7 protein-coding genes and 1 pseudogene are annotated in these 7,563 nt (G+C 63.6%); 4 read left to right on the top strand and 4 right to left on the bottom strand.

All coding sequences use genetic code 11. The annotated features are described in order from the left end of the window. The first annotated feature begins 85 nt into the window (after positions 1 to 85). Genes ACLP9N_RS40690 through ACLP9N_RS40680 form a run of 3 tightly spaced genes read left to right on the top strand, consistent with a single transcriptional unit; the run spans position 86 to position 3,583 of the window. Entirely contained in the window at positions 86 to 1,306 is a 1,221-nt protein-coding gene (locus tag ACLP9N_RS40690) for a glycosyltransferase family 2 protein (protein WP_442412693.1), read from the top strand. Positions 1,307 to 1,341: 35 nt separating this feature from the next. Then, positions 1,342 to 2,622, top strand: a complete 1,281-nt coding sequence (locus tag ACLP9N_RS40685; protein WP_442412692.1) for a UDP-glucose dehydrogenase family protein — start codon at positions 1,342 to 1,344, stop codon at positions 2,620 to 2,622. Positions 2,623 to 2,638: 16 nt separating this feature from the next. Beyond that, positions 2,639 to 3,583, top strand: coding sequence for a UDP-glucuronic acid decarboxylase family protein (locus tag ACLP9N_RS40680; protein ID WP_442412691.1), 945 nt, complete (start codon positions 2,639 to 2,641; stop codon positions 3,581 to 3,583). A 113-nt stretch (positions 3,584 to 3,696) separates the two neighbouring features. Here the strand turns inward: ACLP9N_RS40680 and ACLP9N_RS40675 are convergent. After that, a pseudogene (locus ACLP9N_RS40675) lies at positions 3,697 to 3,846 on the bottom strand (methyltransferase domain-containing protein); the annotation flags it as partial. Between the two features lie 84 nt (positions 3,847 to 3,930). Between ACLP9N_RS40675 and ACLP9N_RS40670 the strand changes: the two are divergent. Further along, the gene (locus ACLP9N_RS40670; RefSeq protein WP_442412690.1) at positions 3,931 to 5,574 is read left to right on the top strand and encodes a GMC oxidoreductase; all 1,644 of its coding nucleotides are present in this window, start codon (positions 3,931 to 3,933) and stop codon (positions 5,572 to 5,574) included. Positions 5,575 to 5,655: 81 nt separating this feature from the next. Here the strand turns inward: ACLP9N_RS40670 and ACLP9N_RS40665 are convergent, their stop codons facing one another. The 3 genes from ACLP9N_RS40665 to ACLP9N_RS40655 form a co-directional block, all read right to left on the bottom strand. Continuing rightward, positions 5,656 to 6,018, bottom strand: a complete 363-nt coding sequence (locus tag ACLP9N_RS40665; protein ID WP_442412689.1) for a hypothetical protein — start codon at positions 6,016 to 6,018, stop codon at positions 5,656 to 5,658. A gap of 77 nt (positions 6,019 to 6,095) precedes the next feature. Then, on the bottom strand, positions 6,096 to 6,872 hold the full coding sequence (gene rfbF / locus ACLP9N_RS40660; protein WP_442412688.1) for a glucose-1-phosphate cytidylyltransferase: 777 nt from the start codon (positions 6,870 to 6,872) through the stop codon (positions 6,096 to 6,098). Then, positions 6,869 to 7,558, bottom strand: coding sequence for a glycosyltransferase family 2 protein (locus ACLP9N_RS40655; RefSeq protein WP_442412694.1), 690 nt, complete (start codon positions 7,556 to 7,558; stop codon positions 6,869 to 6,871). The genes rfbF and ACLP9N_RS40655 overlap by 4 nt, the downstream gene beginning before the upstream one ends. Positions 7,559 to 7,563: the final 5 nt, after the last annotated feature.

The following is a 7,563-nucleotide window of genomic DNA, read 5'->3' as shown; positions in this document are numbered from 1 at the left end:
CCCTTCATCTGCTTGAGCGGCTATATGGCGCCCGCTAGATTGCCGGCCCGCGCTTGCACACCAGCGCCGAGTCGAGGGCTGCACTGTGCGTGACATCGAGCGGGGTGAATTGCGCGCGCCGGCGTGGGTGATCGACATCGACATCGTGCGCGACTATGGCGACGAAGCCGTCGATATCACGCGGTTTGCGACGGCGTGGTGCCTCGTGCGCCGAAACGGTGTTCCGGTGGCGACACGGTTCTTGGACATCGAAGCCGACTCGTCGATCGCCCTCACAAACCTTCGTGACCACTTTGCCGCTCTGAGCCTTCCGCAGCCGGTCGAACCCCCCGATGTGCTCGACGCATCGCTCACGGTGGTGATCTGCACCCGCGACCGGCCCGAGGGCCTGTTGCAGACCCTGGCCAGCCTGGTCGGGCAGTCCGACGCGGGCTTTGAGGTGGTGATCGTCGACAATTCGCACGACGGCGCGGTTGCCCGCTCGCTGGTCGGCTTCAAGGGTCTTAAGATGCGGTGTTGCCACGAGCCGGCACCAGGCCTGTCACGTGCCAGGAACCGTGGACTGTCCGAGGTGCGCAGCGAGCTCATCGCGTGGATCGACGATGACGAAGTGGCCGACCCCGACTGGATCGCCTGGATCAAGCGAGGATTCGCTTTCCCGGATCGACCCGACGCGGTGGCAGGAGTGATGCTGCCGGCCGAGTTGGAAACCGGCGCCCAAATCAACTTCGAGCGCTACGGTGGGTTCAACAAGGGCCGCGGCAGCGAGCCGGTTCCGCTACTTGCGGGCGGACCGTCGGTATTCGATCCGCTATACCCACTGCCGAACTTCGGCGCCGGCGGCAACATGGCCTTCCGGACCAACGTGCTGCGCGCCATCGGCGGGTTCGACAATCGGCTCGGCCCCGGGACCTTGACCCTTAACGGCGAGGAGACGCGAGCTCTTTCGCTTGTGCTCGAGAAGGGCTCGATGATCCTGTATTGGCCACCGGCGATTACCTGGCACTACCACCGCCGGACCGACGCAGCCCTGGAGAAGCAGTTCTTCGGGTATTCCGCGGGTCTCACCGCGTTCTACATGAGCATGATCCTGACCTCCCCGAAATATGTCTGGCGGATCCTCAGGTTCGTCCCGCGGGGGGTCAAACGGATGCTGGCCAATCGCGGCTCCGGGCCGCCGGATTTGCCGACCGGGGGGATCCCGGAAAATCTTCTGCGGGCGGGCAGGAAGGGCCTCCTGCAGGGCGCCTGGCTCTACCTGCGCGAAGTCCGGCGTCAACGCCGCACGGAATCCGGGGTCCGATGAAAATTTCGGTAATCGGATGCGGCTACGTCGGCCTCGTGACGGGTGCTTGTCTGGCGGACACCGGCAATGACGTGGTCTGCGTCGATATCGACCAGGCCAAGATAGCCCAGCTTCTCGCGGGACGGATCCCCATCTATGAGCCCGGCCTGGCCGAGCTGATCGAAAGGAACCGCGAGAACGGGTGCATCGACTTCACGACCGACAGGCGCCGCGGGGTCGAGCACGGAGACGTGATATTCATCGCCGTCGCGACGCCCATGAGCGAGAGCGGCGAGGCCGATCTCTCCTACGTCTATTCCGCGGCCGATGACATCGGGTCGCACATGGATCGCTACAAGGTCGTGGTTGACAAGTCGACCGTCCCGGTCGGCACGGCCGACGAGGTTCGAGCGATCATCCGCAAGAAGGCCAAGCACGAGTTCGACGTCGTGTCCAACCCCGAATTGTTGAAGGAGGGCACGGCGATCGCCGACTTCATGAAGCCCGACCGCGTGGTGATCGGCGGCGACTCCAAGCGCGCCCTTGACATCATGCGAGAGGTCTACGAGCCGTTCCTGCGCACCTTCAATCCCTTGATCACCATGGACGTCAGGAGCGCCGAGATGGCGAAATACGCGGCCAACTGCTTCCTTGCGACCAAGATTTCCTTCATCAACGAGATGTCGAACCTGTGCGAAAAGGCCGGCGCTGATATTTCGGCCGTGCGGGAGGCCATCGGTGCGGACAGGCGCATTCGCTATGAATTCCTGTTTCCCGGGGTGGGCTATGGTGGCTCCTGCCTGCCGAAAGACGTTCAGGCGCTTATACACACGGCCGCCTGCCTGGGCTCAGACATGCGTCTGCTGCGCGCGGTCGACCAAGTCAACAGCGGGCAAAGAGCCGTCCTCGTATCCAAGATCCTCGACTATTTCGGGGGCCGCCACGGGCCCGCGACGAATCTCGACGGCCTGCGCTTCGGGCTCTGGGGCCTCAGCTTCAAGCCCCAGACCGACGATATGCGCGAGGCCCCGTCCATCGTCACCGCGAGGAGGCTGGTCGAGCTCGGGGCGACAGTGCGGGCCTATGATCCCGAGGCGACAGCGCAGGCGAAGGAGGCGCTCGGGGACTCGATCGAGTACGCCGGGAGCATGTACGAGGCGGTCGATGGCGCCGACGCGTTGCTCCTCGTCACCGAGTGGAAACAATTCCAGCGGCCATCGTGGCAGCGCCTCAAGTCGGTAATGCGGGGCTACGTCGTGTTCGATGGCCGAAACATCTACGAGCCAAAGCGCGTGGGGGCCGAGGGTTTTGAGTACTACGGCATGGGCCGGAACTAGGACTTAGGAGAAGAACATGAGAGCCCTCGTCGCTGGCGCCGCCGGCTTCCTGGGATCCCACCTCTGCGACCGTCTTCGCCGCGACCGCATCGAGGTTCTCGGGCTCGACAACTTCCATACCGGCAGTCGCGAGAACATCAGTCACCTCGAGGATGACCCGGGCTTCGATTTCTTCGAGCACGACATCACACGGCCGATAGACGCGGCTGCGGCAGGCCCGTTGGACGTCATCTTCAACATGGCCTGTCCGGCGGCGCCGCTCACCTATCAGCGCGATCCGCTGTTCACCCTCGAGACGAACTACGGCGGGGTGAGGAATCTACTCGAACTGGCGCGCGAGAAGGGGGCGACAATACTCCAGTCCTCCACCAGCGAGGTCTATGGGGATCCCACAGTCCATCCCCAGGTCGAGAGCTATTGGGGCAACGTCAACTGCTTCGGCGTGCGGAGCTGCTATGACGAGGGCAAGCGAATCGCGGAGACGCTGATGCTGGAGTACGCGCGTCGCTACGGGGTCCGAATCAAAGTCGTCCGCATCTTCAATACCTACGGCCCAAGGATGGACCCCGAGGACGGCCGAATCATCGCCACTTTCATCGTCCAGGCACTGCGGGGTGAACCGATCACCGTAAATGGGGATGGCAGCCAGACCCGTTCCTTCTGCTACGTCGACGACCTCGTCGACGGCCTCGTGAAGATGGCCGCGAGCGACCCCTCATTCATTGGACCCATCAACCTTGGCAGCACGGCTGAATTTACCGCCGAGGAGGCCGCGAGCCTCATCAAGGAAATGACCGGATCCCCCTCGCCGACCGTCCACAAAAGCCTGCCTCCGGACGATCCGAGGCAGCGCAAGCCAGACATCAGCCTCGCCGAATCCAAGCTCGGTTGGCGTCCCCAAGTCCCTTTCGAGCAGGGGGTCGCGCGGACTATCGAATATTTCCGAGGCATGACCGCATGAAGTTCTCCGTACTTCCCAGAGTCACTCCCCAGAGTTACCGCAAGGACGGGACTGTCACAACGACGCCCCGATCATCTCCATCGTCTTCAACCGGCCGGACACCACAAGGCAAGCGAACCGTTCGTTGACCCCACAGCGTCGAAGGATTGATCAGGGAAGGGCAGCTTCTCGGCGTTTCCCTCCGCGAAATCCAGACCGGACAGCTGGTGCTTTCTTCGACAGAAGTCTAGGCCGACGGGGTTCAAGTACAACCCTGTGTAGGCGTCTGTCCGCGGCGAACGGATGTTACGATCCCGCTCGCCCAGACCGGCCACGCTTTGGGCCATCATCTGCTGAGGAGTTCGATTTTGGCTGACGGCGACCTGAGTGCGCGCGAGGCCGAACGCGTGGTGTGGGACGTGATCGTCGTGGGTAGCGGCATGGGCGGCGGAATGCTGGGCTACCGGCTGGCCCGCTCAGGCCGCAAGGTGCTGTTCGTCGAGAAGGGACGCTCGACACTGCCCGGGACACCGGGAACGATTCGCTCCGCGATACCCGAACTGGCTGAGCCGCGAGCCTACCGTTCCGCAGCGGCCTACTACGACGCCTTGGCCCGGGCCGGTCGCTCCACCGACGAGATCGAAGACATCAGCGGGCGTTTCCCGAAGCGGTTCGTGTCGTTCATCGGCAGCGGAACCGGCGGGTCCTCGGCCCTGTACGGCATGGTCTGCGAACGATTTTTCGTGCGCGATTTCACTCCCCGGCAAGACTTCACCGACCCCGGCGATTCCACTGTGCCCGAGGCCTGGCCGATCAGCTATGAGCAGATGGCGCCCTGGTACGCCGAGGCGGAAAAGCTGCTGGGGGTTCGCGGCCAGGCCGATCCCCTGCGCCCGGAGTCCGCCGAGGTCGGTCTGCCCGCAGCGCCGCCATTTTCGGCGCACAACCAGGCGCTGGTCAACTATCTGGCAGGTCGCGGCCTGCACCCCTACCACCTGCCGATGGCCTGTGATTACACCGAGGGTTGTGCCACCTGTCAGGACTATCTCTGCGACCGGTCGTGCAAATACGACGCCGGCCGCAACGGCGTGCTACCGGCCGTTGCCGAGCACGGCGCCCAGCTGCTGGCCGAATGCCGGGTCGTGCGTTTGGAGGCGGACCGCACCCAGGTGCGGCAGGTGATTTGTGAGCGTCGCTCCGACATGCTGGCTCTGAGGGCCAAGGTGGTGGTGCTGGCCGCCGGTGCGCTGGCCACCCCGGTGCTGTTGCTCAACTCCCGTTGCGGCGAGTGGCCGCGCGGATTGGCCAACGGCTCAGACTGGGTGGGCCGCAACTTGATGCGCCATCTACTGGACCCGATCGAGATCTGGCCACACCCCGACTACAAGACCACAGCCGCAAACAAGGAGATCGGGCTCAACGACTTCTATTTCTGGGAGGGGCAGAAATACGGCACCGTACAATCATTCGGCCCGGTACCGCCCATGCAGTGGCTGACCAACCGCCCCGACCGGCGGGGCAAGGCGCTGCGCCTGATGAGGCCGGCGGTGCGGCAGATCTACAAGAGAATCTTCACCGGCGCACTGGTGCTGGGCGCGATGACGGAAGACCTACCCTATCTGGACAACCGCGTCTTGCCCTACGACCGGCCCAGTCTGGACGGCCGCCAGCGGCTGCGAATTCAGTACCGCTTACACCCCAGTGAGATCGAACGCCGCGCGGCGTTTTTGCGCCAACTGAAAGAGGTGTTGCAGCCGTTTCGCAATATGCCCCTGGGGGGCGGCGGCGAAGGCAACACGAACCTGGGCCACGTCTGCGGGACGTGCCGATTCGGTACCGATCCGAAAACCAGCGTGCTGGACCCCCAAAACCGGGCGCACGAAGTGGACAACCTGTACGTGGTGGACGCCTCGTTCTTCCCCTCCAGCACCGGATTGAACCCCAGTTTGACGGTCGCGGCCAACGCCTTACGGGTGGCCGCACACGTCAACCAAGCCCATTTCGCGACCTGATCGATCAATCGCCTCCGCCGATATGTCGACGCGGCACGCCACTTGTTGTCCGAAGTACTAACCGCGCGAACGGATTAGCGTTCAGGCCGGCTCGCGAAGCGATAGGCCGGCGGCGCGATAGATCGCATCGATGACGGTATGGTTCTCGATCGCGTCGGACCGGTACTGGGGCGCTGAGTGCCATCGAGCATGGCGAACTGTGCGTGCCAGCGCGAGTGATCGGCGGGGGTTTGCGACAGCTGGTACAACGTGCGCCGCAACAGGGTCGCGCAGCGACGCGATTCTTGGACATCGAAACCGACTCGTGAGGCCGGCCGTCAGCCCGCCGTTCTTGAACCGCGGGTCAGCCGCGTGGATGGCGAGCAATTTGTCCGTCGTGTCGTCGGTGGAACCGTTTTCCACGATGATTGCCTCGAAGTCATGCGCCGGCTCGGCTTCGAACACGACGGCCAGCCGCTTTGCTAGCTCGTCAACGCATTCGCTTTTGTTCTAGGCCGGGGATGATCACGGCGATTTTTTCTTCAATCCCATACCTTCCACGGCGGGTTTCCGCTGTTCCAGAGGTTATTCAGCGCCTGTGATTCCCGGAAGGTATCCATCGGCTGCCAGAACCCGTGGTGAGTGAACGCGGCGATCTGGCCGTCTTTAGCCAGCCGGAGCAGTGGCTGGTCCTCCAGCACGGTGTCGTCGCCCTCCAGGTAGTCGAACACCCCTGGCTCGAAAATGAAGTATCCGATGTTGATCCAGTCTTCGGTCTTCGGTTTCTCCCGGAACGTGGCAACTACACCGTCCTGCTCCAGGTCGATGACCCCGAACCGGCTCATCGGCTGGGTGGCCGTCACAGTGGCGAGCTTGCCGTGCGCGCGGTGGAACTCAAGCAAGGCGGCGATGTCGACGTCGGCGATGCCGTCGCCGTAGGTGCACAGGAAAGTGTCATCGCCCACGTACTTCTGGATGCGTTTGATCCGGCCGCCCGTCATCGTGCTCAGGCCGGTGTCGGCGACGGTCACCTGCCAGTTGAATTCGGCGTGCGAGCCGTGGTGGCGGATGCTCGACTGGTCACCGAGGGTGATGGTGAAGTCCAGATTGGACACCCCATAGTTGGCGAAGTAGCTCTTGATGTATTCGCTCTTGTAGCCCGTGCACACCACGAAGTCGGAAATGTCGTAGTGGCCAAGGATTTTCATGATGTGCCACAGCACCGGCCGGCCACCCACCTCGACCATCGGCTTGGGGCGGAACTCGGTCTCCTCACGCATTCGCGTGCCGAGACCACCCGCGAGCAGCACGGCTTTCATGCTGTCGCCTCCGCCGACACAGCCGGCAGTCGCCCGGCAGCGTGTCGTGCCGCCTGGTAGAGGTGCCCGGAAACACCGGAGCGGTGATGGCGCAGGACGGTGCGCAGAACGCGGATCCCGTCGCGGATGGCATGCAGGTTCGAGGTACCGCTGCGCCGAGGCAGCTCGAGGCTAGGAACCTCGGCGATGCGCAGACCCGCCTGCATGGCTCGCACGGTCATCTCGGCCTCGATTTCAAAGCCGGTGGCCGACAGCTGCAGGTGCTCGAGGTAGCGACGGTGGAATGCGCAAAATCCGTAGCACAAATCGGTCAGGTGGGCGTCATAGACCGTGTTGAAGACCGTGAGCAGAAACCAGTTGCCCAGTCCGCGAAACCGGGTGATGTCCAACGACCCCCCGCCGCTGATGAACCGCGACCCCTTGACGAAGTCATAACCATTGGCAAGGAAATGCACATAGTGGGGGATCTCCTGCGGCAACATGCTGCCGTCGGCGTCCATCATCACGATGATGTCGCCGGCGGCGGCCTGGAACCCGGTGCGCAATGCGCTGCCCTTGCCCGTGCCCTGCTGCGCCACCACCCGCACATCCGGCCGATACGCCCGCGCGGTGATCACCGTGACATCGGTCGAGTTGCCGTCGACGAGAATGATCTCATCCACGTCATCGGCGACCTGCTCAAGCACCGAGG

This window comes from Mycobacterium sp., assembly GCF_052144515.1.
Taxonomy (GTDB): Bacteria; Actinomycetota; Actinomycetes; order Mycobacteriales; family Mycobacteriaceae; genus Mycobacterium.
Note: the sequence above shows the minus strand (reverse complement) of the source record. Positions and strands in the feature narration are given on the sequence as shown.

Bases quoted from the DNA above. Each gene is read 5' to 3' on its own strand.
- rfbF (WP_442412688.1), bottom strand. From the start codon at position 6,872: ATGAAAGCCGTGCTGCTCGCGGGTGGTCTCGGCACGCGAATGCGTGAG.
- ACLP9N_RS40680 (WP_442412691.1), top strand. From the start codon at position 2,639: ATGAGAGCCCTCGTCGCTGGCGCCGCCGGCTTCCTGGGATCCCACCTC.